Here is a 16,407-nt window from a genome sequence, read left to right on the forward strand (position 1 = left end):
CGCGCGCTAAAACCCAAATCTCAAAATAACATCATGGTCTTAGCACTGCAAGCTAAACAGTCGCTTTATGTTGCGATACTGTCTGTTACGACACATCGCGCATTGAGCGCGATGTGTCGGTGCGTGGTCAGGCTTCGATCAGGATGCGCAACATGCGCCGGAGCGGTTCGGCGGCGCCCCACAGCAACTGGTCCCCGCACGTGAATGCACCGAGATAGTCCGGCCCCATATTGAGTTTGCGTACGCGACCGACCGGAATGGTCAGCGAACCACTGACTGCGGCCGGCGTCAGGTCGCGCATGCTGTCCTCGCGATGGTTGGGGACAAACTTCACCCAGGCATTCGCTTCGCGGATCATGCTTTCGATTTCGTCCAACGGCACATCGCGGCGCAACTTTATAGTGAGCGCCTGCGAATGGCACCGCATCGCGCCGACGCGAACGCAGATGCCATCGATCGGGGTGATCGCAGATCCCGTGCGGCCGAGGATCTTGTTGGTTTCGACCTGCCCCTTCCACTCTTCCTTGCTCTGGCCGCTGTCGAGCTCCTTGTCGATATACGGGATCAACGAGCCCGCCAGCGGAACGCCGAAATTGGCCTTCGGGAAATCTGCGCTGCGCAGGCCGTCGGTGACGGCGCGATCGATGTCGAGGATGGCCGACGAACTGTCCTTCAGCATCGGTGCGGCAACGCCGTGCAGCGTGCCCATCTGCGACAGCAGTTCGCGCATGTTCTGCGCGCCCGCACCCGATGCCGCCTGATACGTCATGGCGCTCATCCACTCGACCAGACCGGCCGAGAACAGCGCGCCGACGCCCATCAGCATCAGGCTGACGGTGCAGTTGCCACCGATGTAGTTCTTCACGCCGCCGACCAGACCGGCCTTGATCACGTCCATGTTGACCGGATCGAGAATGATGATGGCGTCGTCCTTCATGCGCAGGGCCGACGCAGCGTCGATCCAGTAGCCCTTCCAGCCGGCGGCACGCAGCTTCGGAAACACCTCGTTCGTGTAATCACCACCCTGGCAGGTGATGATGATGTCCATCTTCGCCAGCTGGCCGACGTCGGCGGCGTCGAGCAGCGGCGCGCTGCCCTGCCCCACGTCCGGACCGGCCGCACCGACGCTGGACGTGGTGAAGAACACCGGTTCGACCAGCGAAAAATCATTCTCTTCGCGCATGCGCTGCATGAGCACCGAACCCACCATGCCGCGCCAACCCACCATCCCCAGCTTCAACATTGTCTTGCCCTCTGAGCGTTACAGCGCCGCGATGACCGCGTCGCCCATTTCCTTCGTACCCACGCGCTGCGTGCCCGCTTCGTAGATGTCGCCTGTACGCAAGCCCTGGGCCAGCACCTTGCGCACCGCGTTTTCGATGCGCACCGCGTTCGCTTCGTCCTCGCCGCTGTAGCGCAGCAGCATCGCAGCCGACAGGATGGTTGCCAGCGGATTGGCCACGCCCTTGCCGGCGATGTCCGGCGCCGAGCCATGACTGGGCTCGTACAGCCCCTTGTTGTTCGCGTCCAGCGAGGCCGACGGCAACATGCCGATCGAGCCGGTCAGCATCGACGCCTCATCCGACAGGATGTCGCCGAACATGTTGCCGGTAACGATCACGTCGAACTGCTTCGGCGCCTTCACGAGTTGCATGGCGGCGTTGTCGACCAACATGTGCGACAGCTCGACGTCCGGATATTCAGCCGCCATGGCCGTGATGACCTCGCGCCACAGCTGGGTGCACTCGAGCACGTTCATCTTGTCGACCGAACAGAGCTTTCCGCCGCGCTTGCCGGCTGCCTCAAAGGCGACGCGTCCGATGCGCCGTATTTCCTCTTCAGCGTAGATCATCGTGTTCCAGCCGACACGCTGACGGCCCCATTGCGTGTCGCGTTCCTCGATGCCGCGCGGCTGGCCGAAATAGATGTCGCCGGTCAGCTCGCGCACGATCAGGATGTCCAGTCCGGACACCACCTCGGGTTTCAGCGACGACGCGTTCGCCAGTTCCGGATAAAGGATGGCCGGGCGCAGGTTGGCGAACACACCCAGATCGGCGCGGATACCGAGCAAGCCGCGCTCGGGCCGCTGTTCGCGCGGCAGCGTGTCCCATTTCGGACCGCCGACTGCACCGAGCAGGATCGCATCGGCTTCGCGCGCCAGCTTCGACGTGGCCTCCGGATAAGGCTTGCCGGTGGCGTCCACCGCGCAGCCGCCAAGCAACGCATGTTCAAATTCGATCTTCAGACCATCGCCGCGCAGCGCTTCGAGCACGCGCAGCGCCTCGGCCGTGATTTCGACGCCGATGCCGTCACCGGGAATAACGCAGACTTTCAATGGACGCTCCAGAGTTCAGGCAAACAGCCAGGGTTGTTCGATGCGGCGACGGGCTTCGAATTCACGGATCTTGTCGGCCTGACGCAAGGTCAGGCCGATGTCGTCGAAGCCGTTCAGCAGGCAGTACTTGCGGAAAGCTTCGACGTCGAAGCGGATGACGTGGCCATCCGGCCGGATCACCGTCTGGCTTTCCAGATCGATGCGCAGCCGGTAGCCCGGTGTGCCGGCGCACTGCAGGAACAATTGTTCCAGTTCGGCCTGCGGCAGACGGATCGGCAGCAGGCCATTCTTGAAGCAGTTGTTGAAAAAGATGTCGGCAAACGTGGTGCCGAGGATGGCGCGGAAACCGAAATCCTCGATCGCCCAGGGCGCGTGTTCGCGCGACGAGCCGCAACCGAAGTTTTCGCGCACCAGCAGGATGCTGGCGCCCTGGAAACGCGGCTGATTCAGCACGAAATCCGGATTCAGCGGTCGCTTCGAATGGTCCTGCCCCGGCTGGCCGACATCGAGATAGCGCCATTCGTCGAACAGCGTCGGGCCGAAGCCCGAACGCTTGATCGATTTAAGGTACTGCTTTGGAATGATGGCGTCGGTATCGACATTCGCGCGATCCAGCGGCGCGACCAGTCCGTCAAGCGTGGTGAATGGATTCATGGCGTGTTTTGCCTGGCTCTTTCTCTGACTTCTTCTCTGACTTCTTCTCTGACGGTTTCTCTGACTGCTTCTATTTCGCCGACTTCTCGATGGCTTCGCCACCCTTCTTGATGTCCTTGCCGAGCCCTTCGACGGTATTGCAACCCGCCAGCAGCAGCGCCAGGGCACTCATGCACACAAAAACCATCTTCATGCCCACACTCCCGGATTCTCAAACGACATCGCGCACATCGGCGAAACGGCCGGCGATCGCCGCGGCGGCCGCCATCTGCGGACTGACCAGATGGGTGCGTCCGCCGGCACCTTGACGACCTTCGAAATTGCGGTTCGAGGTCGATGCGCAGCGCTCGCCCGGCTCGAGCCGATCGGCATTCATGCCCAGACACATCGAACAGCCCGGCTCGCGCCACTCGAAGCCCGCCGCCTTGAACACCTTGTCCAGACCTTCGGCTTCCGCCTGCGCACGGACCAGACCGGAGCCCGGCACCACCATGGCCAGCTTCACGTTGTCTGCGATCTGCCGGCCCTGCACCACCTTGGCGGCCGCGCGCAGGTCTTCGATGCGCGAATTGGTACAGGAACCGATGAACACCTTGTCGATCCGGATCTGATCGATCGGCGTACGCGGGGTCAGCCCCATGTACTGCAGCGCGCGCGCCACGCCTTCGCGCTGCACCGGATCGGCGAAATCCTCGGGTGCCGGCACCTGGCCGCAGATATCGGTCACCATTTCGGGCGATGTGCCCCAGGTCACCTGAGGCGTGATCCGGCGGGCATCGATGTCGACCACGCGGTCGTGCTGTGCGCTCTCATCGGATTTCAGCGTGCGCCAGTACTCGACCGCCCGGTCCCACTGCTCGTCTCGCGGCGCAAACGGCCGGCCGCGCAGGTAGTCGATCGTGGTCTGGTCGACGGCCACCATGCCGGCCCGCGCACCGGCCTCGATAGCCATGTTGCACAAGGTCATCCGGCCTTCCATCGACAGAGCGCGGATGGCCGAGCCGCCGAATTCGATCGCATAGCCGGTCCCGCCAGCGGTGCCGATCTGACCGATCACGTACAGCGCGATGTCCTTGGCGCTGACGCCGCGCCCGAGTTCGCCTTCGACACGGACCAACATCGACTTCGATTTCTTCTGCAGCAGGCACTGCGTGGCCAGCACATGTTCGACTTCCGACGTGCCGATGCCCTGCGCCAGGCAGGCAAAGGCGCCGTGCGTCGACGTGTGCGAGTCGCCGCACACCACGGTCATGCCGGGCAGGGTCACGCCGTTTTCCGGTCCGATCACGTGCACGATGCCCTGCCGCTTGTCGCGATAGGGGAAGTAGGCCAGCGCGCCGTAGGTGCGGATGTTGTCGTCAAGCGTCTCGACCTGGGCGCGCGAGGTCGGGTCGGCCACCGCAAGATCCGAGCCGTCGGTCGGCACGTTGTGATCGGCGGTCGCGACGATGGAACCGGTGCGCCAGGGCTTGCGTCCGGCCAGACGCAGGCCTTCGTAAGCCTGCGGACTGGTCACCTCATGCACCAGGTGACGGTCGATGTAGAGCAGCGTCGTGCCGTCGTCTTCGGTGTGCACGACGTGGCCGGACCATAATTTGTCGTAGAGCGTTTGCGCCATTGAAACCAATCCCGCTGATCAGCCAAACCGCAGATTATAACCGGCCGGCAGGCGCTCAGCCGTGCCCGGGCGCTGTTTCCGGGCGCCACATCCGGCGCAGCAAGGCGTAGCCGGCGACCGCAAACAGCGCGCTCACCGAGAATGCCCAGGCGCCACCGAGCGGCGCCCACATCCAGCCAGCCAGCAGCCCGCCCACCATGCCGCCAGCGCCGAAGGACACGCTGCCGTACAAGGCCTGCGCCCGCGCCTGCTGGCGCGCGTCGAACCACTGGTTGAGCGCGGCCACCGAACCGGCATGAAAGGCGCCGAAGGTGAGGCCGTGCAGCAGTTGAGCGCCGATCAGCCAGAGCGGTGCGCTGACCGCCCACCCGATCACCGCGAAGCGCAGCACCGCCGCAACAAGCGCCGCCAGCAGCAGTGCGCGCAGCGTGAAGCGGCGCAGCAGCCAGGGCATGCACAGGAAAACGCCGATCTCGGCCAGCACGCCCAGTGTCCACAGCCCGCCGATCACCCGCTTGCTGTAGCCGTGTTCGTCGAGATGGATCGAATAGAACACATACAGCGCGCCATGCGCACAGCTCATGAAGAAGGCCGCGCCGAACAGCCCCGCCACCGGCCGGCTGCGCAGGATGGTACGCAGCGACTGAGTGGCCGCCACCGCGCCGGCATGCACCGGCGCCTCAGGGACGCACATTGCAAACAGGAAAATGCCGGCCAGCAGCAGGCTGCAGGCCCACAACACCGCATCCAGTCCGGTGCGTTCAAGTACATCGCCCAGCACCAGCACCGTGACTACGAAGCCGATCGAGCCCCAGACCCGGATGGCGCCGTAGCGCGATACGCTGGATTTCAGGTGTTCAAGCGTCAGCGCCTCGACCAGCGGCAGCGACGCGCTCCAGAAGAAGGACATCAGCGCCATGGCGATGAAAACGCCGATGAACTGGTCAGTCGTGAAAAAGATCAGGAAGCCCGCCAGACTGGCCAGTCCCGCCGCGCGCACGATGGGCACCCGGGCGCCGATGCGGTCGGCCAGCCAACCCCACAGGCTGGGCGCGAGGATCCGCATGACCTGCATCAGCGACATGACGATGGCAATATCGGCCGCGGAGAAATGGATGGAGGAAAGGTAGAGACCGAAGTAGGGCGAAAAGGCGCCTACAAAGGCGAAATAGAAGAAGTAGTAGGCGGACAGGCGCCAGTAGGGGAGCGACATCGGGCGAAGTCTACCCGAGGCGCCGCAGCGACGGACCGGCCGGCCATACGATCGCCGACGCCGTCGTTCAGGGCCGGTCAGCGCGTGCCGTGCTTGAGCTGGACGACGCCCTCACCCACCCGCTGCGCGATCAGGTCGGACTGGATGCCTTCGCTGTAACTGACGATTTCATAGCCGGCGTAGCCACCCGACCGGGCCAGCTGTTCGGCCCGGCGCCGGAACACCATGCGCGCCTCTCCCTCGCCGCCGGAGCGCATGCGCACCTTCTTCATGCCGAGGTAGTAGGTGTCTTCAGACAGTTTGGCCTCGTCGATGGACCAGTTCGGCGCCATCGGGTCGAGAACCAGATAGGCCACATAGGCGGCGCCGGCAACATAGATCAGCTTTTCCGCCGTGGTGGCGTAACCGGGCGTCAGCTGCAGTTTGGTGTTCGGAATGACCGAACCTGAATTCGGCAGCGTACGGTCGAGCGACGTACAGGCTGCCAGCAGGCAGGGGGCGATCAATGCGAGCAACCGGAAGTTCATGGCGCGCCTCAGATGTAGTTGAACAGCGACAGCCCCGACACCTTCAGGAAGGACTGCTGCGCCGCCTGCAGATAGGTCTGTTGCTGCGTCAGCCGGCTGATCGCCTCGGTGTAGTTCAGGTCGCGCAGGTCGGCCAGCTGCGACTGGAACTGCAGGTCGACATCGGCACCGAGCGAATTCAGCGCATCCAGTTCGGCCGTACGCGCACCAATGCGCGAGCGCACGGTGAGCAGGGCTTCCTGCGCCTGATCAATATTGCCTATCGACGCTGACAGCGTGTTGTTGAGTTTCGCGATGGCAACCGGATTGCCGTTCGTACCGGATTCCAGCGCCAGCACCACGTCGGAGATCGTTTCGAATACGCTCTGCGTGGCGCTGCGGTCGAGCGAAAAGCTGTCACCACTGGCCGGCGAACCGGTAATCGAGAAGCGTGCGCCGAGATCGAACGCCGGTTCAGCGCCCTGCGAGGCCAAAGTGATCGTGTCGCCCGCCACATAGGTCCGCGGGTACGGCGCGGCCCCCGGCGCGGCGCCGGTCAACATCGAATTGCCCGAGGTGTTGTCGATGATGTCGTAGGTGGTGACGTTGTTGGTCACATCGAACACGATGTTGAAGCTGCCGCCGTTGGTCGTTGCGTTCCAGTCGACGCCGCTGGTCACGCTGCCCAGATCACTGACTGCGCTGCCGGTGTTGCCCGCGCCGGGGCTCATCGTGAAATCGCCGTTGCCGGTGCGCATGCGCATGAACACCGTGCTGCCGGAATCGCTGACTGCAATGCGCCGGGCGGAGCCGACCTGCGCCTCGCGCTGGCCGTCGTCGCCGGCGTAGGTCACGCCCGCCTCGATGCTGCCGGCGAACGGCTGGGTATCACTGCGATAGCCCGAAAACAGGAAGTCGCCGAAGGCATCGCGCGAATTGGCAACGCCCATCAGCCCGGCGAAGCTGCCCCGGATGTCAGTGGCGATCGATTTCAGGTCGCTGTCGCTCAGTGCGCCGTTGCCGGCCTGGATCAGACGTTCGCGGATCGATGCGATCAGATCGCCCGCGGTGGAAATCTGCGACTCGGCAAAGCCGAGCGCGCTGTTGGCATCGCGCCGGTTTACGGCGTGCTGGTCATTCATGGCCTTGATCTGGTCGATCTCCAGCGCGGCCGCCGAAGCAACCGGATCATCGGACGGCGCAAGCACCCGCTTGCCCGATGACATCTGCTGCTGGGTACGGAACAGGTCGGCGCTCTGACGGACCAGACCCGAGGTGCCCGCTTCATAGACGGTATTGGTGGATATGCGCATCAGGATTCTCCTCAGCGACCGATCTGCAACAGGGTATCGAACAGGCGACTGGCCAGTTCGATCATCTTTCCGGCAGCTTGATAGGCCTGCTGGTAACGCAGCAGGTTGGCCGCCTCTTCATCGAGATTGACGCCGGACAACGATTGCTGCGACTCCTCGACGCGTGACAGCAGCACCTTCTGGGCTGTCTGGTTCACCTGCACCTCACGCGCCTGGGCGCCAACGGACGCCACCATCTGGGCGTAGGCACCCTGAAAACCGGTCGTTCCACCGGCCAACGTGTTCGTGTTCTGCAGTGCCGCCAGTTCCAGCAGGTTGCGGTTGTCGCCCTGACCACTGCTGTTGGGCGAGATGGTGAAGGTGTCGCCATTGCGCGGCAGACCGGACAACTGGAAGGTGAAGCCGCCCTGGCCGGCAAAGGTGAAGCTCTTGCCAGCCGACTCGGTCGCCGGGTTGTAGGCAATCGTGCCGCCGGGACCACCAACCACGTTGAACACGTTTGTCGTGGCGTCGAAGGTCAGCGTGATCGGACCGCCGAGCGGCAAGCCGGTAGTGGAGCTCACGGCACCTGCGCTGATACTGGCGTTGCCCGTATTGGCCAGCGCCGCCGTGGTGCTGATCGGCATCGCCAGCGCCAGCATGCGGGGGTCAGCGATGACGGTGCGGATGTCCGAACCGCCATTACGGGTCGGCTGGATCAGGAAGCTGTCCCCGGAAGCCAGCGTGGTCGCCCCCGAATCGAGCGTGAAACCCTGCGGACTGCCCGCCGGTGGCAGGCCGCCCAGAGTCGCGGCCGACCAGCTCTGATTGTCCGACAGACGGGTGAGTGTGTACGTCGCACCGTCGAAATTCAGCCGATAGTCGCTCGTCGTGAGTTCGGACGAGTTGCTGATCGTCACATTCACCAGTGCAGCGGCCACCGTGCTGTTGGTGTTCGCCGGCAGCGCACTGCCTGCGAGCACGTTGAATACGTTGGTGCCCATCGCACCATTGAGGTCCTGACCCAGCGCATGCTGCAAATTGAACTGTTCGGCTACACCGATGGCAATCCGGCCGAGTGCGTTCTGCGCCTCGTCGAGGGTTTCGCGGCGGAAGGCAAGCAGCCCGCCCAGCTTGCCGCCGGTGATCGTGTCTTCCCGCAGCCGAAGCACGGCGCCGCCCGGCGCGGTGTACGTCACTTCGGTGCGGCTGGCGTCCTCCACCGAAGGCGATGCGCTCATGCCGAAGGCGCTGCCCCCCACCACCACGGGCTGGCCGTTGCCGATGAACAGGTTGATCGAGCCATCACTCTGCTGCAGCTGGGTTACGCGGACCAATTCGTTCAGTTCGGTGATCAGCCGTTCGCGCGCGTCGAGCATGTCGTTGGCGAGCCGGTTGGCACCGGTGGTCGACTCGGCGACCGCGATCTGGTCGTTGTAGCGGGCAATCTGCGACGCGAGCTGGTTGATTTCTTCCACCGAACCGGAGATTTCGCCATTCAGGCCGGTGCGGATCTGTTCAAGCCGCGCATCCAGCGCATTGAAGCGGGCCGTCATTGATTGGGCCGCCGAAATCGCCGATTGGCGCGACGCCAGCGAGGTCGGCGACGCCGACACGCTCTGCAGCGCATCGAAGAAGTCGGACATCGCAGGTGACAAGCCAGCTTGCGGATCGGCCAGCAGGTTGTCGAGTGCGGCGATCTGGGCGGCGTAGGCACCGTATTCCGCGTTCTGGGTCTTGGCCTCCATCACCTGGGCGGTCAGGAACTGGCTGTAGATGCGCCGCACCGTTTCGATCCGTGCGCCCTGACCGAGGAAGCCACTGCCGGTCAGCTGCGGATCGTTGGTGCCGAGTACGACCTGCTGCCGGGTGAAACCGGGCGTGGCCGCATTCGAAATGTTGTGACCGGTCGTGATCAGCCCTGCCTGTGCGGCGTTCAGTCCGGTGATCCCGATGTTGTAGAGCTGCGTTCCCATGATGTGTCGTCTCGTTCAGAGTGCTTACGACCCATCTAAGCAAAACCTTTGCCAGCTTTTTTTATTTCCGTCATACGGGCCTGCAACAATTCGGCTCATGACCGGGACAATCGACCGCATACGCAGCACTGATGTGCCTTCCAAGACAATGGCCGGGCGCGCGGAAATGGTCCGGCGCAGTCACCGGCTCGACCCGCTGACCCGCGTGCTGCTGATTGTGGTGGATGGGCGGCAGGACTTTGCCGCCCTGTTTGCCGCCCTCGGCCGACCCGCTGCCGATGGCCTGCGTCTGCTCGCAGCTGCCGGAACTCTGCTCGAGCTCGGACTGGTCACGCTTGAACGTCGGGACACCGATGGCGGCAGGCCAACCCGGCGCTCACTCGCCATTGCCCGCCTGTATCTGATGGAAGCCATGGAGCGCGCCCTGCGCGGCGACACGGCACGGATCAAGCCCGCTTTGCGTGCGGTGACTGACGAAGCCGCACTGCACGAGGCAATCGATGTGTGCGTACGCGCCCTGCGCGAAGCGGGCGCCGAAGGTCAGGTCGATCTCATCCGGAAACGCTGTCTTGAGTTGCTTCCTTGATGCACCGCCCCGATTTGCCGACCTCGTTCAGTGACTCATTCTGCCAGCGCCGAACGCAGCAGCGGGCCGTTGATGATGCGTTCCAGCTTGGCGCCGTACATCGGGTCGGTCGCATAGCCCGACTGCTGCAGGCCGCGCGCGAAGCTGCCGGCGTCCTGGGCGCCGACCACGCGCGCATAGCGCGGCTGGTCGAGGAGCAACTTCGCGTAGTCGGCAAAGCTTTCCTCGTAGGACCCGTAGCGACGGAAGGCGCTGTCCTCGCGGGTCCAGCGGCCATCCACGAACTCACTCGCCGACACCTTCACGGTCGGGCCCTGCCAACTGCTGCCGGCCTTGATATTGAACAGGTTATGGCTGGCCGCGCCATCGGCTGACGCCAGTTCAGCGCGTCCCCAGCCGGTTTCCAGTGCCGCCTGGGCAACCAGGAACTGGGCCGGAATGCCGGTTGCGCGACTGGCCGACAGCGCCGCCGGCCACACACGTTCTACAAAGGCCCGCGCGTGGGCCGGCACATTCGGACTGCTGACCGGCGGCTGTTCCGCGGCCAGACCGGCCAGAACCGATTCGGCCGGCGTTGCTGCTCCGCCCTGCAAAGTCTGCCTGCGCACGGCAGAGATTGCCGTCGGCGGCATCATCGCGATGCCGGAAAACTGCGCCGCGTCGGACAGTGGCTTGAGATCGATGGGCAGTGAGGTGTCGGCGCTGCGGGCATTTGCAGACAGCTGCCGCTCAAGAACCTTGGCCAGCCCGGTGCCCCCGCCCTCGCTCATGACCTGGGCCCACTGCTGGTCGAGCATGTCCTGGTACATCTTGCTTTCCTGCCCGCCGAACAGTTCGTCGCCGGGCGACGCCTCACGCATCGACTTGATCACCACCTGCAGGAACATGGCCTCGAACTGCTTGGCCGCGGCCTTCAACGCCTCCGGCGAGTTGTCGCGCGAGGCGCGACGCAGCACGTCCAGCCCGCGTACATCGGCCGCCAGCGAAGTGAGGCCGCTGTTTTCCATCAGATCACTTCCAGTTCGGCGCGCAGCGCACCGGCAGCCTTCATCGCCTGCAGGATGATGATCAGGTCTTGCGGATTGGCGCCCAGCGCATTCAGCGCACGCACCACCTCGGACAGGTTGGCTCCCTTCTTCACATTGATCAGCGCGCTGCCTTCCTGCTGGATATCGATCTGGTTGCGTTCCGCGACCACGGTCTGGCCGCCGGACAACGGGCCGGGCTGGCTGATCACCGGCTCGGCAGTCACCGTAACCGTCAGGTTGCCATGCGCGACGGCACAGGTATCCAGCGTTACCGCCTGATTCATGACGACCGAACCCGTACGCGAATTGACGACCACCTTGGCCGCCTGCTGCGCCGGCGTCACGTCGATATTCTCCAGCCGGCTCATGAAAGCGACACGCTCACCGGGATCCACCGGCGCGCGCACGCGTATCCGCCTTGCGTCGGCAGCCACCGCGGTTCCGGGCAGCATCGCCTTGTTGATGGCATCGACCATGCGCTGGGCGGTGCCGAAGTCAGTCGTGTTGGTTTCGAGTTCCACGAATTCGCCCTCGCCAACGCTGGTCGGCACCGCGCGTTCGACCGTCGCCCCGCCCGCGATGCGACCGACCGACAGATGATTGATGGTGACCGAAGCACCTCCCGCCGCGGCACCGACGCCGCCGACCACGACATTGCCCTGCGCCATGCCATAAACCTGACCGTCGGCACCCTTCAGCGGTGTCATGACCAGCGTGCCGCCACGCAGGCTCTTTGCATTGCCCATCGACGACACGGTGATATCCAGCGCCTGCCCCTGGCGTGCAAAGGGCGGCAGGTTGGCGGTGACCATGACGGCCGCCACGTTCTTCAGCTGCAGGTTCTGGCCGGGCGGCAGCGTCACGCCCAGATTGCCCAGCATGTTGATCACGCTCTGCACGGTAAACGGCGTTTGCGTCGTCTGGTCGCCCGAGCCGTCGAGGCCGACTACCAGACCGTAGCCGATCAACTGGTTGTTGCGTACGCCGGCCAGCGTGGCGAGGTCCTTGATGCGCTCCGCGTGCGCGGGCGCCATGGAAAGCAAGGCAAGCAGGAGAAAAGTCGTTATCCGTTTCATGGCAGTTCGCCCTCCGGGCGTGGCATCTAGGGCAGCGTCAGTTATGTTTATACGTTGCACACGCCGCTTTCAATGGCCGGAAAAGATGGCAAAAACCGAACCTGGCGCATCGCTTCACAGCGGCATGAACGTGAGGAAGAAGCGCGCCAGCCAGCCCATCACCTGCGCTTCGTCGATGTAGCCATTGGCTCGGTACTCGATGCGCGCATCGGCCACCTGGGTTGACTGCACGGTATTCGCACCCGAAATCTGGGTGGAATTGACGATGCCCGAGAAGCGGATGAACTCGTTGCCCTGGTTGATCGCAACCTGCTTTTCGCCGGACACCAGCAGATTGCCATTGGGCAGCACTTCAATCACCGTGACCGTGATGGTGCCGGTGAAGTTGTTGTCAGCCGACGACGCCCCCTTGCCGGAGAAGGCATTGGCGCTGTTGGCGGCCACCGTGGCGCCCTGCAGGCTCTTCCCGGGCAGACCCACGATGGTCGGCACACCCATTTCGATGTCCTGCGTGCGGTCTGCCGTACTGGCCGACTTCTTGGCCGCCTGGGTGCGTTCGCTGATGTTGATGACCAGCGTATCGCCGACATAGCGTGCCCGGCGATCCTCGAACAACGGACGCGCGCCGCCGGATGGCTGGAAGATGGCGCCACTGTTGAGCACATAGTCGGTCTTCAGCGGCGGCCGCGCGGTCATCGGCTGATGCACCGCGGTGGGCGGCGTATTGACGCAGCCCGCCAGCATGATCGCCACCAGCAACACGGTGACGAAACCCGCCGCGCGGGCGATCTGCTGGATACGTTCGTTGTTCATGACGGATTCTCCACGGGTCATTGGCGCGACCGATCAGAGCTGGGTGAGCCGGGCCAGCATTTCGTCCGAAGTCTGGATGGCGCGCGAATTGATTTCGTATGCCCGCTGGGTCTGGATCATCTGCACCAGTTCCTCGACCACATTGACGTTCGACGTTTCGACAAAGCCCTGGTTGAGCAGGCCGGCGCCGTTGGTGCCCGGTGTGTTCGGCGTCGGTGTGCCGCTCGACGCAGTTTCGACATAGAGGTTCTCACCGACGCTCTGCAGGCCGCCGGTATTGACGAAGGTCGCAAGCTGCAACTGACCGATCTGCGTTGGCGCGGCCTGCCCGGCCTGCAAGGCGCTGACCACACCGTCACGACCGATGGTCAGCGACACCGTATCGGGCGGAATCGTGACCTGCGGCTGCACCGGAAAGCCGCTGGACGTGACCATCACGCCCTGCGCATCCTTCTGGAAGGAGCCGTCACGGGTATAGGCCAGCGTGCCGTCCGGCATCTGGATCTGGAAGAAGCCCTCGCCCTGCACAGCGACATCGAGCGAATTGCTGGTCTGCAGCAGATTGCCCTGGGTCTGGATGCGCTGGGTGGCCACCGGGCGCACGCCGGTGCCGATCTGCAGGCCGGAAGGAATGGTGTTCTGCTGCGTGTTCAGCGCGCCGGGCTGCCGCATCGTCTGGTACAGCAGGTCCTCGAACACGGCGCGCGCGCGTTTGAAACCGTTGGTGCTGACGTTGGCAAGGTTGTTGGTGATGACATCGAGCTGGGTCTGATGTGCATCCATGCCGGTGCGGGCTATCCACAGCGAGCGGATCATGGTCGTGTTCTCCGGTTATCGGTTGGACAGCAGCTGGGTCGCCGCCTGATCATCGCGCTCTGCCGTGGTGAGCATGCGCGTCTGCATTTCGAACTGGCGCGACAGCGAAATCATCGCCACCACCTGGTCCACCACGTTCACATTGCTGCCTTCGAGAAAGCCCGCAGCGACACGCACGTTCTGTGCCTGCGGCACCGGACCCGACGTGGTGACGCGGAACAGACCGTCATCGCCGCGCTTGATCGTGTTCTCAGGCGGATCGACCAGCTTGAGCCGGCCGATCTGATTGACCTGATTGACGCCGCCGGTGCGTTGTACGGCGGACAAGGTACCGTCGGCGCCGATGGTGACCTCGGTGTCCGGCGGCACGGTGATCGGGCCGGTCTCACCCTGCACCGGGATCCCGTTGTGGTTCTGCAGCACACCGGTCGGGCTGATCTGCAGGTGGCCATTGCGCGTGTAGGCCTCGGTTCCGTCAGGCATGGCCAGCGCGAACCAGCCACTGCCCTTGACGGCGACGTCGTAGGCGCCACCGGTCTGCTGCAGCGGGCCGGGCGTGAAATCGTTCTTGACGCTGGCATCCACCACGAAGGCGCGCGACGCAAACGCTTCGGTCTGCACCGGCACGGCGCGCAGCCGGTGCTCTTCGGCGCGATAGCCGGTACTCGACGCGTTCGCGAGATTCTGCGCGACTGACGCCTGACGCTCCAGCGTCCATTTCGCGCCGCTCATCGCGGTATAGATCACGCGGTCCATGGTGTGTCCTCAGCGGCGGTCAGCGCAGGTTGACGAGGGTCTGCATGATCTGGTCCTGCGTCTTGATCGACTGCGCATTGGCCTGATAGGCGCGCTGCTGGGTGATCATGTTCACCAGTTCGGCGGTGAGATCGACGTTCGAGTCTTCCACCGCCGCCGGCTGCAGGCCACCACGGTTGCCGGTACCCGGCGTGCCGACAGCCGGCGGCCCGGAGAACGATGTTTCCGCCCAGGCATTGCTGCCCAGCTGCGTCATGCCATCCGGATTCTGGAAGGTCGCCATGACGACCTGGCCCAGGTTGCGCGACTGGCCATTGGTGTAGCGCCCCTGCAGCACGCCTTCCGGCGACACGCTGATCCCGGACAGTCGGCCGGAGGCGAAACCGTCCTGCGCCACGGCGTTGACGCTGAAGGCGGAGCCGAACTGGGTCGAGCCGGTCAGGTCGAGATCGAACGCCAGAGGACTGGTTGCACCGGTGGTTATGGCGAAAGACTGAGGCAGCGTGGTCGGACCGACAAGCCCGCCATTGGAATTGAAGGTGACAGCCGTGGCCGCGGTCGGCGCGCCGCCATCTAGCGACGTGTGCATGTTCCACTGGTTCGGCGTCGCGGTCTTCACGAAGTACAGCGACATGATGTGCGAGTTGCCCAACGAGTCATACGACGTTAGCGAAGTCGAGTAGGAGAAGCTGGTGGTGTCGGTCGGCGAGAACACGGGATTGACCGGCACGGACAGACGCGAGTCGAGGTTGACCGCGAGGTCGGCTTCGACCGTGGAACGTGGCTCGCCGCCGCTCAGTGCGGTGTCGATACGCAGATCGATCGGCGCCGTCACGACGATGTTGTCGTCGGCATCGACGCCGTAACCTGTCAGGCGGTAGCCCGTGGCATTCACGATGTAGCCGTTCTTGTCCACTGAGAACTGACCGTTGCGTGTGTAAAGCACGGAACCGTTGTCGCTCATGCGGAAGAAGCCGTCGCCATTGATCGCAAGGTCGAGCGGATTGCTCGTCACGGTGATGTTGCCCTGACTGAACTGCTGGGCAACACCATTTACCGTGGCGCCGATGCCGATCTGCGATTTTCCGCCACCACCGAGGGTCGATGCATACAGGTCAGAAAACTGGGCGGTGGATTGCTTGAAGCCCACGGTGGTCGAATTCGCCACGTTGTTGCTGATGGCGTCGAGCGCCTTGGACGCGATGTTCAGTCCGGAAAGTCCTTGCTGAAAGGCCATGATTCAACTCCCGATCAGTAGATCTGCTTGATGTCGTTCATCGAGACCAGCGACTGCTGGCCTACATTCAGGCGGGTCTGGCCGCCGCTGCGCTCCACGCTTTGCACCACGGCAAGTTCGAGCGGCGTGGTGACCAGCTTCTGCGTGCCCTGGATAGCGCTCACAGTGAAGGAGTACTTGCCATCCTCAGCAACTGCCGTGCCAGCCATGTCGGTACCGTCCCAGACGAACTGCGTGATGCCTGCGTCGCGTGCGTCCAGATTGATTTCCTTCACCAGCACGCCATTGGCACCCTTGACCGATACCGTGACGCGATCGGCCGGCGACGTCAGCTCGATGCCGCCCATCGACTTTCCGTTTACCAGTTCCAGCGCCGATCCTTCGACCAGAACCGCATGGCCGACCAGCGCCGCGGCCTGCAGATGCTGCGAATCGGCAGAACTGCTGGTGAGCTTTTCCAGCGTGCTGTTGAGCTTGCTGATGCCATCCACCGTGCTGATC

At 63.9% G+C, this 16,407-nt stretch carries 17 protein-coding genes; 1 reads left to right on the plus strand and 16 read right to left on the minus strand.

Going from position 1 to position 16,407, the window contains the following annotated elements:
- Positions 1-127 precede the first annotated feature (127 nt).
- The 9 genes from asd to flgK form a co-directional block, all read right to left on the minus strand.
- On the minus strand, positions 128-1,243 hold the full coding sequence (gene asd, locus Q8R75_RS19375) for an aspartate-semialdehyde dehydrogenase (RefSeq protein WP_305614162.1): 1,116 nt from the start codon (positions 1,241-1,243) through the stop codon (positions 128-130).
- An 18-nt stretch (positions 1,244-1,261) separates the two neighbouring features.
- A complete protein-coding gene (leuB, locus tag Q8R75_RS19380) occupies positions 1,262-2,335 on the minus strand; it encodes a 3-isopropylmalate dehydrogenase (protein ID WP_305614163.1) in 1,074 nt (357 codons plus the stop codon).
- A 15-nt stretch (positions 2,336-2,350) separates the two neighbouring features.
- Positions 2,351-2,989, minus strand: a complete 639-nt coding sequence (gene leuD, locus Q8R75_RS19385; RefSeq protein ID WP_305614164.1) for a 3-isopropylmalate dehydratase small subunit — start codon at positions 2,987-2,989, stop codon at positions 2,351-2,353.
- A 70-nt stretch (positions 2,990-3,059) separates the two neighbouring features.
- Positions 3,060-3,182: an entericidin A/B family lipoprotein gene (locus Q8R75_RS19390; protein ID WP_305614165.1), complete on the minus strand. Its 123-nt coding sequence runs from the start codon at positions 3,180-3,182 to the stop codon at positions 3,060-3,062.
- Between the two features lie 18 nt (positions 3,183-3,200).
- A complete protein-coding gene (leuC, locus tag Q8R75_RS19395) occupies positions 3,201-4,607 on the minus strand; it encodes a 3-isopropylmalate dehydratase large subunit (RefSeq protein WP_305614166.1) in 1,407 nt (468 codons plus the stop codon).
- 55 nt (positions 4,608-4,662) lie between these two features.
- A complete protein-coding gene (locus tag Q8R75_RS19400) occupies positions 4,663-5,820 on the minus strand; it encodes an MFS transporter (RefSeq protein WP_305614167.1) in 1,158 nt (385 codons plus the stop codon).
- A gap of 77 nt (positions 5,821-5,897) precedes the next feature.
- A complete protein-coding gene (locus Q8R75_RS19405) occupies positions 5,898-6,347 on the minus strand; it encodes a hypothetical protein (RefSeq protein ID WP_305614168.1) in 450 nt (149 codons plus the stop codon).
- 8 nt (positions 6,348-6,355) lie between these two features.
- Entirely contained in the window at positions 6,356-7,639 is a 1,284-nt protein-coding gene (gene flgL, locus Q8R75_RS19410) for a flagellar hook-associated protein FlgL (protein ID WP_305614169.1), read from the minus strand.
- Between the two features lie 11 nt (positions 7,640-7,650).
- Positions 7,651-9,594, minus strand: a complete 1,944-nt coding sequence (gene flgK / locus Q8R75_RS19415) for a flagellar hook-associated protein FlgK (RefSeq protein ID WP_305626083.1) — start codon at positions 9,592-9,594, stop codon at positions 7,651-7,653.
- 133 nt (positions 9,595-9,727) lie between these two features.
- On the opposite strand from flgK, the gene Q8R75_RS19420 reads away from it, so the two are divergent.
- Positions 9,728-10,180: a hypothetical protein gene (locus Q8R75_RS19420; RefSeq protein ID WP_305614171.1), complete on the plus strand. Its 453-nt coding sequence runs from the start codon at positions 9,728-9,730 to the stop codon at positions 10,178-10,180.
- 35 nt (positions 10,181-10,215) lie between these two features.
- On the opposite strand, the gene flgJ is transcribed toward Q8R75_RS19420, so the two are convergent.
- The 7 genes from flgJ to Q8R75_RS19455 all read right to left on the minus strand — a co-directional run.
- Positions 10,216-11,187, minus strand: coding sequence for a flagellar assembly peptidoglycan hydrolase FlgJ (flgJ, locus tag Q8R75_RS19425; protein ID WP_305614172.1), 972 nt, complete (start codon positions 11,185-11,187; stop codon positions 10,216-10,218).
- Positions 11,187-12,284 (minus strand): flagellar basal body P-ring protein FlgI, encoded by a 1,098-nt coding sequence (locus Q8R75_RS19430; protein WP_305614173.1) that lies wholly within the window; start codon positions 12,282-12,284, stop codon positions 11,187-11,189. The genes flgJ and Q8R75_RS19430 overlap by 1 nt, the downstream gene beginning before the upstream one ends.
- A 114-nt stretch (positions 12,285-12,398) precedes the next feature.
- Positions 12,399-13,097: a flagellar basal body L-ring protein FlgH gene (locus tag Q8R75_RS19435; protein ID WP_305614174.1), complete on the minus strand. Its 699-nt coding sequence runs from the start codon at positions 13,095-13,097 to the stop codon at positions 12,399-12,401.
- A gap of 33 nt (positions 13,098-13,130) precedes the next feature.
- Positions 13,131-13,913, minus strand: coding sequence for a flagellar basal-body rod protein FlgG (gene flgG, locus Q8R75_RS19440; RefSeq protein WP_305626082.1), 783 nt, complete (start codon positions 13,911-13,913; stop codon positions 13,131-13,133).
- Between the two features lie 15 nt (positions 13,914-13,928).
- A complete protein-coding gene (gene flgF, locus Q8R75_RS19445) occupies positions 13,929-14,669 on the minus strand; it encodes a flagellar basal-body rod protein FlgF (protein ID WP_305626081.1) in 741 nt (246 codons plus the stop codon).
- A gap of 19 nt (positions 14,670-14,688) precedes the next feature.
- Positions 14,689-15,906 (minus strand): flagellar hook protein FlgE, encoded by a 1,218-nt coding sequence (flgE, locus tag Q8R75_RS19450; protein WP_305626080.1) that lies wholly within the window; start codon positions 15,904-15,906, stop codon positions 14,689-14,691.
- 14 nt (positions 15,907-15,920) lie between these two features.
- Positions 15,921-16,407: FlgD immunoglobulin-like domain containing protein (locus Q8R75_RS19455; protein WP_305663828.1), on the minus strand; the 487-nt coding region annotated here is incomplete at its 5' end.

Source organism: Methyloversatilis sp., assembly GCF_030696805.1.
GTDB lineage: Bacteria > Pseudomonadota > Gammaproteobacteria > Burkholderiales > Rhodocyclaceae > Methyloversatilis.